Source organism: Pseudomonas sp. NPDC088322 (assembly GCF_044740745.1).
Taxonomy (GTDB): Bacteria; Pseudomonadota; Gammaproteobacteria; order Pseudomonadales; family Pseudomonadaceae; genus Aquipseudomonas; species Aquipseudomonas shirazensis.
On sequence record NZ_JBIURK010000004.1, the window covers coordinates 48,681 to 64,518 of the forward strand.

The 15,838-nt window shown below is 60.4% G+C and carries 14 protein-coding genes; 10 read left to right on the plus strand and 4 right to left on the minus strand.

Annotation, left to right across the window (positions count from 1 at the left end; all coding sequences use genetic code 11):
- The first annotated feature begins 70 nt into the window (after nucleotides 1-70).
- The 3 genes from relA (at nucleotide 71) to ACIOAU_RS11015 (ending at nucleotide 3,842) form a co-directional block, all read left to right on the plus strand.
- Nucleotides 71-2,311, plus strand: a complete 2,241-nt coding sequence (gene relA, locus ACIOAU_RS11005) for a GTP diphosphokinase (RefSeq protein WP_101321749.1) — start codon at nucleotides 71-73, stop codon at nucleotides 2,309-2,311.
- A 131-nt stretch (nucleotides 2,312-2,442) separates the two neighbouring features.
- Complete coding sequence (gene mazG / locus ACIOAU_RS11010; protein ID WP_101321748.1) at nucleotides 2,443-3,276, plus strand: nucleoside triphosphate pyrophosphohydrolase; 834 nt, start codon at nucleotides 2,443-2,445, stop codon at nucleotides 3,274-3,276.
- A 26-nt stretch (nucleotides 3,277-3,302) separates the two neighbouring features.
- Entirely contained in the window at nucleotides 3,303-3,842 is a 540-nt protein-coding gene (locus ACIOAU_RS11015; protein WP_101321747.1) for a DUF2058 domain-containing protein, read from the plus strand.
- Nucleotides 3,843-3,946: 104 nt separating this feature from the next.
- On the opposite strand, the gene ACIOAU_RS11020 is transcribed toward ACIOAU_RS11015, so the two are convergent.
- Entirely contained in the window at nucleotides 3,947-4,126 is a 180-nt protein-coding gene (locus tag ACIOAU_RS11020) for a hypothetical protein (protein WP_101321746.1), read from the minus strand.
- 450 nt (nucleotides 4,127-4,576) lie between these two features.
- On the opposite strand from ACIOAU_RS11020, the gene ACIOAU_RS11025 reads away from it, so the two are divergent.
- Both ACIOAU_RS11025 and ACIOAU_RS11030 read left to right on the plus strand, forming a co-directional pair.
- A complete protein-coding gene (locus ACIOAU_RS11025; RefSeq protein WP_401181904.1) occupies nucleotides 4,577-7,219 on the plus strand; it encodes a T6SS effector BTH_I2691 family protein in 2,643 nt (880 codons plus the stop codon).
- Nucleotides 7,219-8,424 carry a DUF6708 domain-containing protein gene (locus ACIOAU_RS11030; RefSeq protein WP_401181907.1) on the plus strand — a complete coding sequence of 402 codons (1,206 nt, stop codon included), beginning with the start codon at nucleotides 7,219-7,221 and terminating at the stop codon, nucleotides 8,422-8,424. Before ACIOAU_RS11025 ends, ACIOAU_RS11030 begins: the two co-directional genes overlap by 1 nt.
- 96 nt (nucleotides 8,425-8,520) lie before the next feature.
- Here the strand turns inward: ACIOAU_RS11030 and ACIOAU_RS11035 are convergent, their stop codons facing one another.
- From ACIOAU_RS11035 to purM, 3 genes are read right to left on the minus strand one after another with little or no spacing between them, the layout of a single operon-like run.
- Nucleotides 8,521-9,231, minus strand: coding sequence for a DUF3108 domain-containing protein (locus ACIOAU_RS11035; protein WP_101321744.1), 711 nt, complete (start codon nucleotides 9,229-9,231; stop codon nucleotides 8,521-8,523).
- Between the two features lie 8 nt (nucleotides 9,232-9,239).
- Nucleotides 9,240-9,890: a phosphoribosylglycinamide formyltransferase gene (gene purN / locus ACIOAU_RS11040; protein ID WP_101321743.1), complete on the minus strand. Its 651-nt coding sequence runs from the start codon at nucleotides 9,888-9,890 to the stop codon at nucleotides 9,240-9,242.
- The gene (gene purM, locus ACIOAU_RS11045; protein WP_101321742.1) at nucleotides 9,890-10,948 is read right to left on the minus strand and encodes a phosphoribosylformylglycinamidine cyclo-ligase; all 1,059 of its coding nucleotides are present in this window, start codon (nucleotides 10,946-10,948) and stop codon (nucleotides 9,890-9,892) included. Before purM ends, purN begins: the two co-directional genes overlap by 1 nt.
- Nucleotides 10,949-11,284: 336 nt before the next feature.
- Here purM and ACIOAU_RS11050 point away from each other — a divergent pair, with 336 nt between their 5' ends.
- From ACIOAU_RS11050 to ACIOAU_RS11070, 5 genes are all read left to right on the plus strand, one after another.
- Nucleotides 11,285-12,340 carry a DUF2066 domain-containing protein gene (locus tag ACIOAU_RS11050; RefSeq protein ID WP_401181911.1) on the plus strand — a complete coding sequence of 352 codons (1,056 nt, stop codon included), beginning with the start codon at nucleotides 11,285-11,287 and terminating at the stop codon, nucleotides 12,338-12,340.
- A gap of 17 nt (nucleotides 12,341-12,357) precedes the next feature.
- A complete protein-coding gene (locus tag ACIOAU_RS11055) occupies nucleotides 12,358-13,431 on the plus strand; it encodes an AI-2E family transporter (protein WP_150570963.1) in 1,074 nt (357 codons plus the stop codon).
- Between the two features lie 155 nt (nucleotides 13,432-13,586).
- Nucleotides 13,587-14,291 (plus strand): DnaA regulatory inactivator Hda, encoded by a 705-nt coding sequence (hda, locus tag ACIOAU_RS11060; RefSeq protein ID WP_101321740.1) that lies wholly within the window; start codon nucleotides 13,587-13,589, stop codon nucleotides 14,289-14,291.
- A 127-nt stretch (nucleotides 14,292-14,418) separates the two neighbouring features.
- Nucleotides 14,419-15,054: a C40 family peptidase gene (locus tag ACIOAU_RS11065; protein ID WP_101321739.1), complete on the plus strand. Its 636-nt coding sequence runs from the start codon at nucleotides 14,419-14,421 to the stop codon at nucleotides 15,052-15,054.
- A 134-nt stretch (nucleotides 15,055-15,188) separates the two neighbouring features.
- On the plus strand, nucleotides 15,189-15,725 hold the full coding sequence (locus ACIOAU_RS11070) for a C40 family peptidase (protein WP_101321738.1): 537 nt from the start codon (nucleotides 15,189-15,191) through the stop codon (nucleotides 15,723-15,725).
- Nucleotides 15,726-15,838: the final 113 nt, after the last annotated feature.

Genomic DNA, 15,838 nt, shown 5'->3' on the forward strand with positions numbered 1-15,838 from the left:
AGGGAATGGTAGGCGCACGGTGATTGTCAGTGCGGCCGTGGGCTGCGCTGTATGGAAAGGTAAAGCAAAGATGGTACAGGTGAGAGTGCACCAGCCGGTCAACAGCGACGGCAGTATCAATCTCGAAGCGTGGCTGGATCATGTGGTGAGCGTCGATTCGGCGCTGGACCGGGTGAACCTGAAAGAAGCCTGCGAGTTCGCCCAGGAAGTCGAGAAGAAGGGCAACCCGGCCAAGCATTCGTGGGCGGACGGTACGTCCAGTTTCCAGGCCGGCCTGGAGATCGCCGAGATCCTCGCCGATCTCAAACTCGACCAGGATTCGCTGGTCGCGGCGGTGATCTATCGCGCGGTACGTGAAGGCAAGGTCACCTTGGCCGAGGTCGGTCAACGCTTTGGCCCGGTAGTGTCGAAGCTGATCGACGGCGTGCTGCGCATGGCCGCCATCAGCGCCAGCCTGAGCCCGCGCCAGTCGCTGGTGCTCGGCTCGCAGGCGCAGGTCGAAAACCTGCGCAAGATGCTCGTGGCCATGGTCGACGACGTGCGCGTCGCCCTGATCAAACTGGCCGAGCGCACTTGCGCGATTCGTGCGGTGAAAGCCGCCGATGAAGAAAAACGCCTGCGCGTGGCCCGCGAGGTGTTCGACATCTATGCGCCACTGGCGCACCGGCTGGGTATCGGGCATATCAAGTGGGAGCTGGAGGACCTGTCCTTCCGCTATCTTGAGCCCGACCAGTACAAACAGATCGCCAAGCTCCTGCACGAACGCCGGCTGGACCGCGAGCGCTTCATCAACGATGTGATGAACCAGCTGCAGAACGAGTTGCTGGCCACCGGCGTCAACGCCGATATCAGTGGCCGGGCGAAACATATCTATTCGATCTGGCGCAAGATGCAGCGCAAAGGCCTGGAGTTCAGCCAGATCTACGACGTGCGCGCCGTGCGCGTGCTGGTCCCGGAGATCCGCGACTGCTACACCGCCCTGGGCATCGTCCACACCCTCTGGCGGCACATTCCCAAGGAATTCGACGACTACATCGCCAACCCCAAGGAAAACGGCTACCGCTCCCTGCACACCGCAGTGATCGGCCCGGAGGGCAAGGTGCTCGAGGTGCAGATCCGCACCCACGGCATGCACGAAGAAGCCGAGCTCGGCGTCTGCGCGCATTGGCGTTACAAGGGCACCGACGTCAAGGCCAGTTCCAACCACTACGAAGAAAAGATCTCTTGGCTGCGCCAGGTGCTGGAGTGGCACGAAGAGCTGGGCGACATCGGCGGCCTGGCCGAGCAGCTGCGTGTCGATATCGAGCCTGACCGGGTGTATATCTTTACCCCCGACGGCCACGCTATCGACCTGCCCAAGGGCTCGACACCGCTTGACTTCGCCTACCGCGTGCACACCGAGATCGGCCACAACTGCCGTGGCGCCAAGATCAACGGCCGCATCGTGCCGCTCAACTACAGCCTGCAGACCGGTGAGCAGGTCGAGATCATCACCAGCAAGCACGGCAGCCCAAGCCGCGACTGGCTGAACTCGAACCTTGGCTACGTCACCACCTCGCGTGCACGGGCGAAGATTGTCCATTGGTTCAAGCTGCAGGCGCGCGATCAGAACGTCGCCGCCGGCAAAACCTTGATCGAGCGCGAACTGAGCAGGCTTGGTCTGCCTCAGGTCGATTTCGATCGGTTGGCCGAAAAAGCCAACGTGAAAACCGCCGAAGACCTGTTTGCTGCGCTCGGTGCCGGCGACTTGCGCCTGGCGCATCTGGTCAACGCAGCCCAGCAGTTGCTTGAGCCGGAGCGGATCGAGCAGATCGAGCTGACCCCGCGCAAGCCGTCTGGTGTGCGTAACGGCAAGCGTGCCGATATCCAGATCCAGGGTGTCGGCAACCTGTTGACGCAGATGGCCGGCTGCTGCCAGCCGCTGCCCGGCGAGGCGATCGTGGGCTATATCACCCAGGGCCGCGGCGTGACCATTCACCGCCAGGACTGCGCCTCGGTGCTGCAACTGAGCGGGCGTGAGCCGGAGCGGATCATCCAGGTCAGTTGGGGCCCGGTGCCGGTGCTGACCTACCCGGTCGACATCATCATCCGCGCCTACGACCGCCCAGGCCTGCTGCGTGATGTGTCGCAGGTGCTGCTCAACGAGAAGATCAACGTGCTGGCGGTCAACACCCGCTCGAACAAGGAAGACAACACCGCCTTGATGTCGCTGACCATCGAAATCCCCGGTCTGGATGCCCTCGGGCGTCTGCTCGGGCGGATTTCGCAGTTGCCCAACATCATCGAGACGCGGCGTAACCGTACTCCTTAGAACCGCGGGGACTCTTTCGCGGCGGTCCGGCGTCCCGGTGATCCCGCTCCCACAGGTCGATCAGGGCCCCTGGGAGTGGGTTTACCGGGACGCCGGACCGCCGCGAAAAGAGCGCAACCGAAGGACCTGCCATGACTTACACCCTTGAAGACCTGCTGCACCTCATGGCCCGTCTGCGTGACCCGCAGCATGGCTGCCCATGGGACTTGAAGCAGGACTACGCAAGCATCGTCCAACACACCATCGAAGAAGCCTACGAGGTGGCCGACACCATCGAGCGGGGCGATTTCGCCCACCTGCAAGGTGAACTCGGCGACCTGCTGTTCCAGGTGGTTTACTACAGCCAGCTGGCCCGCGAAGAAGGCCGTTTCGAGTTTGCCGGCGTGGTCGACGGCATCACCCGCAAGCTGATCCGCCGCCACCCGCATGTGTTCCCCACCGGCGAGCTGTACGCGCCGCTGGACACGCCGAGCCTGAGCGAAGCCCAGGTCAAGTCGCGCTGGGAAGAGATCAAGGCCCAGGAGCGCGCCGAACACAGCGTGCCCGAGCAGTTGTCATTGCTTGACGACGTTCCCGCAGCCTTGCCGGCCTTGTCACGCGCCGCCAAGCTGCAAAAGCGCACGGCCACGGTCGGCTTCGACTGGCCCGACCCGCTGCCGGTGCTGGACAAGGTCCGTGAAGAGCTGGATGAAGTGCTGCAGGCCATGGCGGATAATGATGCCGATGCATTGGAAGACGAGATCGGTGACCTGCTGTTTGCCACGGTCAACCTCGCCCGCCATCTCAAGCAAGACCCGGAAAACGCCCTGCGTCGCGCCAATCGCAAGTTCGAGCGGCGTTTTCGCTTCATCGAACAGGCCTTGCGCGACAGCGGCAAGCCTATCGAATCCTGTAACCTTGATGAATTGGACGCCCTTTGGGGTGAAGCCAAACGCCAAGAAAAGAACCTGCCCAGCTGCGGCTGAGCTGTTGCATAAGTGAGTGAACATCCATGAGCCTTTCCCTTCGCGACCAATTGCTCAAGGCCGGTCTGGTTAACCAGAAGCAGGTCCAGCAGACCAACAAAGCAGAAAAGAAACAGAAGCGCCTGGAACAAAAAGGCCAGGTCGAGGTGGACGACACCCAGCAGCGTCTGGCCAAAGAGGCCATGGCGGAAAAAGCCAAGCGTGACCAGGAACTGAATCGCCAGCAGCAGGAGAAGGCCGAGCAGAAGGCCCGGGCGGCGCAGGTCAAGCAGTTGATCGAGGCGACCCGCCTGCCCAAGTTGACCACCGAGGATTACTACAACTTCGTTGACGACAAGAAGGTCAAGCGGATTGCGGTGAACGCGCTGATGCGCAGCAAACTGAGCAATGGCTCGTTGGCTGTAGTGGCGTTGGGTGGGGGTTACGAGGTGATTCCGCGGGAGGCGGCGGTGAAGATTCAGGAGCGTGATCCTGGGCGGATTCTGTTGCTCAACACGCATGTCGAGGAGGCCGATGAGGATGATCCGTATGCGGCTTACAAGATTCCTGATGATTTGATGTGGTAACGCCCGTCACGGGTGGTGTATTTAGTTACAAAGGGCTGCTTGGCAGCCCTTTTTCATGCGGCGCCTGGTGGGGAAACTGCCAGGCGCGTTGATCGATACAGGGGTTATTGCTGGCGCTGGTTCTCGAGGGTTTCGAGTTCGGCGCGGTATTGCTGGGCTTCGTGTTCCTGGTGGAACATGCCCACCAGTTCGCCTTGCTGGTGGACGTCCCAGATCCGCACACCGGCGGCCAGGCCTTCATGGGACATTTTCGATTCGTCGCGTTCGGTTACTTGGACTGTCATCGTTGAAAACTCCACTTTGAGTTGGCTGCGGCAGAGTGTCGCAGGACTTAGTTATAGGGTTTATTAGCAGGCTAAGTAAATAAACTCGGCATGAAGGATTTTTCATCGACCTAGGATCGTGCGCTTTCTGAGCAGCCTTGCCGGGCGCAGGGCCGGACGGAAGCGGCTACGCAGCGCCCTTGGCTATCTCTGAACTGCTCACTGTTGCTGTGGGCAGCGCTGGCTTTGGTTCCTGTGCGGTGGGATCAGGCGTCCGGCTGGGCAGCCCTTTGTCTTAGGTAGCGAACTTTCCTACACCCTTATCAGAAACCGTCCAGGTCCCTGAAAAGCGTCAGCTCGGTATGGTTGGCAGGCAACAAAAGCCGTGAAAAAACGCGGCCCGCCCCCCGCCCCGTCGGCAACTCATCGACCCTATCGGCGACGCTTGCAGACGCTGAAAAGGACGCCACCATGATCAGCATGGACAAGCTCTTCGCTATTAATCGGGCTGCCTGCGAGGCCCTCAGCGTACCGTTAGCCGCAGGCCCTGCAGTCAGCTGCACCCGCAGTTTCACCATTCTGCCACTGCGCTACGCCGCCGTCGGCGGCAACTCCGGCTTGCGCGAGCGCCTGCCGCAATTGCCAGACAACCTGCATCACGCGCATCAGGCTGGCGCCCTGACTCAGGCTGCCTACGCGATACGACCACTGCGTGAAGGATTCCTTTACGTCATGGAAGCTCGCCGAATCGGCAACAGGTTGTTATTTCTTGACCCGTTCCGCATTTCGGCAGATGGCTCACTGGCCATCTCCAGCTTCGATGACCCCTGGCAAGCCCCGCCGGCCTCGCTGACGGCGCAGGACGTGATGCGCAACCTGGCATGGGCTCTGACTATCCACGATGTCGATGACCTGATCGGGCTGCGGCTGTTCTACAGCCCTGACCCGCTGAGCAGAGCTACGCTGATGCGGCTGTTCCACCAGGCTTCCAGCTTGCCGGCTGTGAACGTGGCCAAGTATGCCGCACCCTCCTGCTCGGTCCCTGAGTCCCATGTACTGACTTACGGTCAACTCGACCTGGTGGCCGATTTCGCCGCAGAGAACGATCCAGACCTGCGCAAGATGCTTGACGCACAGCTGTCCTCGACGCCGAAGATCATGTCGCTGGTGGCCTCTCGGCAGATGCTCAAGCCAAAGCCAAACAGCGATACGCCGCGAGGTATCGCCATCGTGGTGGAAGACGCGATCGGCATTACCCAGGATCTCAATGCCTGGCGCAACGCGGGCCTGGAACACCTCAAAGGCTGGCTGGAAACCACTACCCCCGGCGCTGAACCAGACCAGCCGGGGATCAGCAACGAGCGCAAGGTGCTGGTGGCACAAGCGTTCACTCAACTGCACGCCGAGTTCAGTGAGCACAAGGTCGGCGCTCTGCTGAGCCGCCACACGCAGAGCCTGCGTGAGCACCTGACAGACGGCGAACAAAGCCTGCCGCCCGGTCCAACCCGCGAATGGTGGGCGCAGACACGCGAAGGCATTCTTGAAGTTGATGCACAGTTCAAGCGCAAGGACCTCGAGGCGCGTGCTGCCACTGGCGAGTTTGCCAAGGCTTTCGAAGAGCGCTACTTGCCAAGGGTCGATCTGCCCGTCATGCACGTTCAGCTGGGCTGGTTCGAGACCGTCAGCCGCGAAGCGCAACGCCAGGCTGATGCCCGGGCAGGCGACCACCTGATGTGGCTGCAGCATCCGCGACTGCTTGCAGCGCTGGATCTCTATGACCAGGAAGACCTCACCAGCGGTCTGTGCTTTGCACACCAGACCGGCCTCTGCGTGCTGGGTATGGAAGGCACCGTCAAAGGCGCGCAGTTGCTCAGCCGCTGGTGGCAGAGCGGCGAAGTTGAAGTGAGCAACTTGGCCATGCGCGCTTATGTGTTCAATCAGAAATCGGTTGCCGAGGTACTGGCAAAGACCCAAAGCGATATGCGCATTCTCCACGGGCCAGCGGACGACTGGCAAAAACTGGAAACCGCACTGCAACAAGCCAAGGCACTGGCGGCCCAGTTCAGCGCAATCGACGGCCATTTGGAGCAGTTAGCCCAACATGGCCACATCAATACTGCCGGCGCACTGGCCTGGATTGGTCATCTAGGGCGTGAAGCCCTGAGCGCCGGCGCACCCAACACTGTCGACCGAGCACTGCATCGGCGTCTGGTAACTCTCCTTACTGCTTCGCTGGGTGAGCAAGCACTCAACCTGCGCATGGCCGAACACGCCCAAGCCGGCCATACCCCCTCACCGGGGCGCGTTGCCGCACCGATCGTGCGTCGGCTTGATCAGGCCTATGCCGACAGCCTGAACGGTGCGCACAGCAACAGCTTCTACCGCCTGCGGGTCAGCAGCGCGCTGCTGTTGCTGGAAGCGAGTCTGTTGCTGCTGCAAGGCAGGCGAGAAGATAAGGATCGACGGTTCTGGAGCGAGGTGGCTGCGGGGGCGTTGACGAGCGCGGCGGCGGGGATGGAGCTGTTGGCGGTGGGGACAGAGCAGGTGTTTGGCGAGTTTGGCAACGGCTCCGCGATTGGGCGTGGATCAAGGATCAGCTTGGGACGTTACCGGTTTTGGGGAGCGGTTATGGCAAGCGCTGGCGGGCTCGTGAGTATTTGGTGGGATATCGATGATGCTTTACAGGTAACTAACAAACTGTTTCTACCCCACTCGAGAAGAAACCTGCTGTCCAGCGCATACATAGCCCGAGTGGTTGCGACTTCCACAATGCTAGCAGGGCAGGGTGGGTTGGCGTTTGCTCAAGCCAGCGCCTACTTTAGATGGCTGGCGATGTCTCGGCAGGCGTCATCAGTTGCAGACCTCTTTAATTATCTTACCGGACTATCTACACGCATAGCCTCTCATCAAGGTGCCATTCTCCTATTTGGTAGAATGATCTGGATAGGTGGGGTTGTTGTGATAGCTGCAAGCGTCCTGATTTTGATTTTAGATGATGATGCATTAGAAAAGTGGTGCGTCAAGAGTTGCTTCAGTCGAACCGACGGGAAGAGATTCGGCAATAATGGCGAAGAGCTTTCGGAATTATTCAGCGCCATTCAAGGCGTGCTGTAATGTATTTTCTTGAATGGTTGTCGTGGCAGGGCATGCTGGAAACTCCAGCCACTAGAAGAAATGACAGCGCCAGTGATCAACCAAATAAAAAACCGCGAAACGCTCCTTACGAGAGCGATATCACGGAAGAACATATCGCTTCCCGATTAAGTGTAAGCACTACACCTAGGACAAGAGGTCCTGTCTTCGCCTTTGGCAATCATGTATTGGAGCTTCGCTGCGGTCTATGGGAAGCCAAAAGAGGACTGCTCACCATTCTGACGGCTATCGTCGTACGGGTGCTTTCAGGCTTCTTCTACATCCTTATCACACTTTCCATTCAACACATTAACGCCGTATTGGAAAACACCGGAGAGCAGCACTGGAGTACTGTACTTTTAATAATGGCGTTAGGCTTTCTTACGCTAGCAGGAGGGTATCTTTACTTGAAGTACGGCCTGCGCTTTACCCGCCTCGAAATATTCACCTCCCGGCACATGCTAATCAGATTCAATCGCACGACTCAGCAGGTCCATCTTCATAGGCCAAGTTATTGCGGAGGTATTGTCACTTTACCTTGGGAGGGTGTTATTTATTCCGGGATCAACATGAAATCCAATGCTGCAGGGATGGGTACTCCATTAAGCCTCCACTGGCCGGTCAGCGTAACCGGTACTTTGCACCCAGAGTTCGCTTTCGTCGGCAAGATGTGCAACAACTCATCTGAAATGCACGACGAGTGGGAATTCATCCGCCGTTTTATGGAGTCAGGCCCTGACGGCCTCCCGCGCACACGAATTACCTCACACTTCCCTTGGCCATGGCAGGCATTCACCCCGCAATTCGAGGGGCTCACCCACTACTTTCGTCATTCTTCGCGGATCATCAAGTTAGGCCTTGTTCTTATCTCGCCCGCCTTCCTCATCCTCGGCCTAAGCCACTGGCTAAGCCTGCTGTTGTGCTGGAAACCGCGCTGGCCAAAAATCATCCGCGAAGCAGGGCTACCCGGAAAACCCATCCCGCCGCTGACCACTTTGGCCGACAGACCGCCTCATATCCAGGAACGCCTGCGTGAGAACGCCCATCTTTGGGCCATCCGCCCGGGCCAGCGGCCGGCGAAAAAACCACGCGCTGCCCGTAGGCCAGCGAAAGCCGACAACCGATGCATCACAGCTGAGGAGTCTTTCACCGATGAACTCCATCGTTCTGATGGACAGTCTCGGTAAGCCCCCACGTCCAGCGCAAAAGCACTCATATTGAAGCCATAAAAAACCCCACATCAAAGTGGGGTCCTTTCACAGCGGATTCAGCTCAAGACAGAATCAATTGCCCTTCACCGACCGCCCATCAACCGTACCATCCTGCAGCACGATCACGTATTCCTTGCCATCAGTCTCAACCTGACGCAACTGCACCAGCAGATAATCCCAATCCTTGGCGAACCAAAGCTCGGTAATCCGCTTGCTCTGGCTAGGATCACGCACGCGCTCGACCTTGATCGCATCGACCTGCCCAGTCTTGGTAGTCACCTTCTCAGTGCCCAAAACCCGGAAGTCATAGGTATCGATCTCATCGCCATCGACCACCTGATACGACACGCTCTTCTTGCCCGCCGCTACGTCGTGCTGCAGCGCCAGCTGATACGAAGACTTGTCCAGCACGCCACGATTCAACGGCAGACTCACCGCATCACCACGGTCGCTACCGGTGACCTTCTTGCTCGCCCAGTCAAAGTCGAGGTCGACTTTCTTCGCCTTACCCAGGCCACCGCGTTCGAAGTGGTAGGTCTGCGGCAACAACGCATCCTTGTCCACCCGTACGGTGCTTTGCTCGGTCAAGCTGGCAATCATCATCGAAGCCTTGAAGTTCAGGCTCCAGGTCCCGTTGGCATTTTTCACCAGGCTACGCTCGGCGGTGCCGCTCATGGGCAGCTGCTTCCAGTCGGCGGTGTAGCTGGCCGAGAAGGGCTTCAGATCAGCTGCCTGAAGAGGCAGGGCAAGCACGGCGAGAGCCATCAGCAGGGCGCGACGCATAAAATCTCCTAGGGACGAATCAAGTGACCGCTGGCCGCCAGCGGCTGGCCATCCAGTAACGCACCGTGCTCGCCCAGACGCAAGCGTCCTTCGGCGAACCAGCGCACCGCCAGCGGGTAGATCTGGTGTTCCTGGTGGTGAACCCGGGCTGCCAGGCTTTGCACGGTGTCATCTGCTGCCACCGCAACCACTGCCTGTACGACCAGAGGCCCGCCATCGAGTTCCTCGGTGACAAAGTGCACGCTGCAACCGTGCTCGCCATCACCCGCTTCCAGGGCGCGCTGGTGGGTATGCAGGCCTTTGTACTTGGGCAGCAACGAAGGGTGGATATTCAGCAGGCGGCCTTGATAGTGACGCACGAAGCCGCCGCTGAGGATGCGCATGAAACCGGCGAGCACCACCAGGTCCGGGGTGAAGCCGTCGATCAGCGCCATCAGCGCTGTATCGAATGCCTCACGACCGGTGAAACCCTGATGCTCCAGCACCGCAGTCGCGATGCCGGCCGCTTTGGCCCGTTCCAGGCCGTAGGCATCGGCGCGATTGGAGATCACTGCGCAGATGCGCACCGGACCGTCTGGCTTACAGCTGTCGAGCAGCGCCTGCAGGTTGCTGCCGGAACCCGACAGCAACACCACAACATTACAGGTCTTGCCCGGCATCAGTGCGCCTTGAGGTTCTGCAGGTCGACCTGAGGTGCGCCTTCGGCGGCATCGGCGATCTGACCGATCACCCATGGCTGCTCACCGGCTGCACGCAACACGTTGAGGGCGTTTTCGACCTGGTCCTGACCAACGCAGATGACCATGCCCACGCCGCAGTTCAGGACGCGGTGCATTTCGTGCTCGTCGACGTTGCCTTTTTCCTGGAGGAAATCGAACACTACCGGACGCTGCCAGCTGGCCACGTCGATGATCGCCTGGGCGTTTTTCGGCAGGACGCGCGGGATGTTGTCGAGCAGGCCACCACCGGTGATGTGGGCCATGGCCTTGACGGCGCCAGTGTCCTTGATCAGCTTGAGCAGCGGCTTGACGTAGATGCGCGTTGGCGCCATCAGCAGGTCGGCCAGCGGCTTGCCGTCGAGCTGGGTGCTCTCGATGTCGGTCGCGGAGACTTCGAGGATCTTGCGGATCAGCGAGTAGCCGTTGGAGTGCGGGCCGGACGAAGGCAGGGCGATCAAGGCGTCACCGCTGGCGACTTTCGAGCCATCGATGATCTCGGCTTTTTCGACCACACCGACGCAGAAGCCGGCCAGATCGTAGTCTTCACCTTCGTACATGCCAGGCATCTCGGCGGTTTCACCACCGACCAGCGAGCAGCCAGCCAGCTCGCAACCTGCACCAATACCGGTTACCACGGTCGCTGCAACGTCAACGTTGAGCTTGCCGGTGGCGTAGTAGTCGAGGAAGAACAGCGGCTCGGCGCCGCAGACGATCAGGTCGTTGACGCACATGGCGACCAGGTCCTGGCCGATGCTGTCGTGGCGGTTCAGGTTCAGTGCCAGGCGCAGCTTGGTGCCGACGCCGTCGGTGCCGGAGACCAGCACCGGCTGTTTGTAGCCGGCCGGGATCTCGCAGAGGGCGCCAAAGCCGCCCAGGCCACCCATGACCTCAGGGCGTGCGGTGCGCTTGGCCACGCCCTTGATGCGTTCGACCAGTGCTTCGCCGGCGTCGATGTCTACACCGGCGTCTTTGTAGCTCAGGGAGGGTTGCTTGCTCATTGATCCAGGCCTTTAGAGGTAGGGATACGGAAAAACGACCGCGACGGCCAAGGCCGGCTGTTGCAGCGGCGGCTGCCTGTTCGTCACTGGTCTGCGAAGGCGCGCGATTTTATCAGGGTTGCCGGGCAGCGGCCATCCTCAGGCCGACGGGCAGGGCGGTAAATGTTTAAAAACATCCTTTCATGGGCCGCGACTGGTTGCCTGACCGGTCGCTGTATAAGGTATAGGTATGGCGCGGGGACAAAATTGCCGGCGGACGGAGCGATCAACAGGCGCTGCGGTCACAGCCAGCAGGTACAGGCTCCGCGCCCTCGTTCATCTGGACAGGAATCCTCCATGCGTCTTCTCAATTACCTGGCTGCCGGTTGCCTCGCTTTGCTGGCCAGTGCGGCCCAGGCCGAAAGTGTTGCCGGGCTTTATCAAGTACGTGAAACGGTCGACGGCCAAGGCAGCGAGGCACGCTCCCAGGCCACAGCACGTGCGCTCGACACGTTGATCCTGCGTCTGACCGGCGATCCGAAGGCGCCGCAGTCGCCAGCCCTGGCCGCGCTGCGCAAGGACCCGCAACAGATCATCAATCAAGTTGGCAACGAGGCCGGCCCGCCCGAGAGTGTGCTGGTCGAGTTTGACGCAGGCAGTACCGAGCGTGCCTTGCGTCAGGCTGGCCTGGCCTTGTGGGGCAGCAATCGGCCGTCGATCCTCAGCTGGTGGTTGAACGACAGCGTCGACGGCACCAGCCTGGTCGGCGATGGCCAGAGCGCCGCTGAGCCGCTACGCCGCGCTGCGCAACATCGCGGCCTGCCGCTGCGCTTGCCGTTGGCCGACCTGCAGGAGCAACTGGTCGCCAATGCCAAGCAGCTGGAAGGCAAGGATCCGAGCGCGCTGCGCGAAGCTTCCGAGCGTTATGCTGCCGATGCGCTGTTGGCCGTGCACGCTCGTGAAGCCGACGGCAAGTGGCAGGGCAAATGGCAGCTGTGGCTGGGTGACCAACGTGAGCAAGGCGATGCCGAAGGCGCTGATCAGGCGGCCTTGGCCGACGCGGTGATGCTGGCGGTGAGTACTCGTCTGGCGCCGCGCTATGTCACTCGACCGGGTGCCAGCAGCGAGCTGCTGGTGCAGGTACAAGGCATGAACCTCAAACGTTATGCAGAGCTCAGCCGCGTGCTCGAACCCTACGGTCCGCGCCTGCAACTGGCCGATGGCGACAAGCTGACCTATCAGGTCAGCGGCAACCGCGAGCAACTGCGCGCCCAGCTGGGCCTGGCCAAACTCCGTGAACTGCCAGCCGAACCGGCCGCCGCCGCACCTGCAGCCCCTGTTACAAATGAACCAGCCGGGGCTGCGCAAGCTCCGGCAGCGAAACCTTTCGATGGCTTGCGCTTTGCCTGGTAAGAGAAAACATGAACATGATGACTGATCAGCGTCGCTGGGTATGGCTGGGCGTGGCCCTGGTAGTGGCGGTACTGCTGTATAGCCTGCACAACATCTTGTCGCCGTTTCTGGTCGGCATCCTTCTGGCGTATCTGGCTGACCCGTTGGTCGACCGCCTGGAGCGGGCGGGTCTGTCTCGCACCTGGGGCGTAGTGGTGGTGTTCGCCTTGTTCACGCTGATCTTCATGGCTTTGCTGCTAGTGCTGATCCCGATGCTGGCCAAGCAGCTGGTACGCCTGTACGAGCTGACGCCGCAGATGCTCGACTGGCTGCAGCATGTGGCACTGCCGTGGGTGCAAAGCCGCCTGGGCCTGGCCGATGGTTTCTGGAAGTTCGACAAGATCAAGGCCGCCATCAGCGAGCATATGGGCCAGACCACCGACATTGTCAGTGCGGTATTGAGTCAGGCCACGGCGTCGAGCCTGGCCCTTCTTGCATGGCTGGCGAACCTGGTGCTGATCCCGGTAGTGGGCTTTTACCTGCTGCGTGACTGGGACCTGATGATGGCCAAAGTGCGCAGCCTGCTGCCGCGTCAGCGCGAGGAACAGATCGTCGAGCTGGCAGGTGAATGCCACGAAGTGCTTGGTGCATTTGTTCGTGGGCAGTTGCTGGTGATGCTGGCGCTGGGGGTGATCTATGCCAGTGGCCTGATGCTGGTCGGCCTGGAGCTTGGCTTGTTGATCGGCCTGCTGGCCGGCCTTGCTGCGATCGTGCCTTATATGGGCTTCATCATCGGCATTGGCGCGGCGTTGATTGCCGGGCTGTTCCAGTTCGGCGGTGATCTCTATCCGATGCTGGGTATCGTTGCGGTGTTCATGATCGGCCAAGCGCTTGAGGGCATGGTCCTGACTCCGCTGCTGGTAGGCGACCGGATTGGCCTGCACCCGGTGGCGGTGATCTTTGCCATCCTCGCCGGCGGTGAGCTGTTTGGCTTCACCGGTGTCCTGCTGGCCTTGCCGGTAGCCGCGGTGATCATGGTGCTGCTGCGCCATGCCCACGAGATGTACAAGGAGTCGGACCTGTACGGCGGCGAAGAAGACCCTCAGCTTTAACGCGGGGGAGGGGCTGCGAGTACAGCCCCGCTTCGGTGCAAGCCCTTGATTTTACTTGCCCTCTCGCCGGCCCTGATTGTGCCGCCCGCGCTGCAGGTATAGACTTTGCAGACTTTCCTCCAAGGCCCCGTGGTCCTCGTGACCGTCAGCCCAGCATGAAACCGATCCAGTTGCCCCTGGGTGTGCGTCTGCGAGATGACGCCACCTTCATCAACTACTATCCGGGCGCCAATGCCGCAGCACTGGGCTATGTCGAGCGCTTGTGCGAAGCCGACGCCGGCTGGACCGAGAGCCTCATCTACCTATGGGGCAAGCAGGGTGTGGGTCGCACCCACCTGTTGCAGGCTGCCACCCAGCGTTTCCAGCAGCGCGGAGAGCTGGCGGTCTACCTGCCCCTGGCGCAGTTGCTCGATCGCGGTATCGAGCTGCTCGATCACCTCGAACAGTACGAGCTGGTGTGCATCGACGATCTGCATGTGATCGCTGGTAAAGCCGACTGGGAAGAGGCCATGTTCCATCTGTTCAACCGCCTGCGCGACAGCGGCCGACGCTTGCTGCTGGCCGCATCCAGTTCGCCGCGCGAATTGCCGATCAAGCTTGCCGACCTCAAGTCGCGCCTGACCCTGGCGCTTATCTTCCAGATGCGCGGGCTGTCCGATGAAGACAAGCTGCGCGCCCTGCAACTGCGTGCCTCGCGCCGCGGTTTGCACCTGACCGACGAGGTCGGCCATTTCATCCTCACCCGCGGCGCGCGCAGCATGAGTGCGTTGTTCGATCTGCTCGAGCGGCTTGATCAGGCCTCGCTGCAGGCTCAGCGCAAGCTGACCATCCCTTTTCTGAAAGAAACGCTGGGCTGGTAAAGCCCTGAAACCAGCGGGCTACAGCGTAAAAACGGAAAAGTCACATTTTTTTCGATAAAATTTGCAAATGACCCTGATAGAAGGCATAGTCGCAGCCTCCTTTAGAACTAAAGACACGGTCGTGCACATGCTCAAGCACTTCGCACCCCTCGTGCCACTCGCACTTGTGACCCTGCTTTTTGGCTGCGCGGCGCATAGCCCGGTTTCCCAGCCCCAGGATCACCCACAGGTTGCCGCACATTCTGCGGACCTGATCAAACCTTCCGCTTCTTCGGTCTTCGGCGAAGAGCCAATGGCTACCGACGAAGATCTCGAGGCGTTCTCCAGCAGCAAGCCTTACCAGTTGCCAGTCCTTGCCGACAGCATCCTGGAGCGCGGCATGGCCTTGATCGGCACCCGCTATCGCTTTGGCGGCACTTCGGAGAAGTCCGGTTTCGATTGCAGCGGTTTCATCGGTTATCTGTTCCGCGAAGAGGCTGGCATGAACCTGCCACGCTCGACCCGCGAGATGATCAACGTCGATGCACCGAAAGTAGCCCGCAACAAGCTCAAGCCAGGCGACCTGCTGTTCTTCAGCACTAACGGCCGCGGTCGCGTAAGCCATGCCGGCATCTACCTGGGTGACAATCAGTTCATCCACTCGAGCAGCCGTCGCAGCGGTGGTGTGCGTATCGATAATCTCCAGGATCGTTACTGGAGCAAGACCTTTATCGAGGCCAAGCGCGCCCTGGCCATGGCGCCAACGATGATCTCGCGTAACTGATAGCCAGTTGCTATATTCGCACGGCGGCGATGCTTAAAAAGCTCGCCGCCGTGCGCATTTACAGAAAGCGTCTAATCTAATTTCTCAACTCTTTTCGACTGCGGTCGATCGGCCTCTTACAGGAAGTTTCAGCCATGGTGACAGTGGCGCGCTTCGCATTTCTTTCGCTGGTGGCGATGCTCGCTGCCTGCTCCAGCCGTGCTCCGGCACCGGCACCTGTGGTTCAGCCACAAATCATCTTCAATCAACAACCCAGCTCTTCGCCGGTTGCGGCGGATGTGTTGTTCCGGGCTATCGGGTTGGTTGGCACGCCTTATCGCTGGGGCGGCAATACGCCGGATTCGGGGTTTGATTGCAGTGGGCTGATTGGCTATGTGTACCGGGATGCTGCTGGTATCAGCTTGCCGCGGTCGACTCGCGAGATGATTGTGATGCGGGCGCCTAGCATTGATGTCAATTCGCTGCAGTCGGGGGATTTGGTGTTCTTTGCTACCGGGGGCGGCTCGCAGGTTAGCCATGCCGGGATCTATGTCGGGGAAGGGCGCTTTGTGCATGCGCCGCGGACTGGCGGGACTGTGCGGTTGGATTACCTGAGTAATAGCTATTGGGCCAAGGCGTATTTGCAGGCCAAGCGAGTATTGCCGGCTGGGCATTTGGCGCAGAATCCCTGAATTAGCGACCTACGCGGTCCCTGTGGGAGCGGCCGTTAGCCGCGAAGGGCTGCGTAGCGGCCCCTGCGCTTCACAGCGCTTGCCGGCCATCCATGGCCGGCACCTCCCTTCGC